The 284-nt window shown below is 47.9% G+C and carries 1 rRNA gene; it reads left to right on the top strand.

The window, feature by feature from the left end:
* Window positions 1-166: 166 nt before the first annotated feature.
* Window positions 167-282, top strand: a 5S ribosomal RNA gene (rrf, locus tag JBO08_RS27995).
* The last annotated feature ends 2 nt before the right edge of the window (window positions 283-284 follow it).

The following is a 284-nucleotide window of genomic DNA, read 5'->3' as shown; positions in this document are numbered from 1 at the left end:
ATGCATCGCCGATGGTAGTGTGGGGTTTCCCCATGTGAGAGTAGGTCATCGTCAAGATTAAATTCCAAAACCCCTGTTTGCTAACGCGAACAGGGGTTTTGTTTATGTAGAAGTCCATGAATTTCACTGGTACGTTGCTAACACAACGGTCTGGTACACAGAGTTTCTTGACGACCATAGAGCATTGGAACCACCTGATCCCATCCCGAACTCAGCAGTGAAACGATGCATCGCCGATGGTAGTGTGGGGTTTCCCCATGTGAGAGTAGGTCATCGTCAAGATT

The organism is Pseudomonas sp. LAP_36, from assembly GCF_019456785.1.
Lineage (GTDB): Bacteria > Pseudomonadota > Gammaproteobacteria > Pseudomonadales > Pseudomonadaceae > Aquipseudomonas > Aquipseudomonas tritici.
The sequence above is the reverse complement of the archived record's forward strand: the minus strand, read 5'-3'. Positions and strand labels throughout refer to the sequence as shown.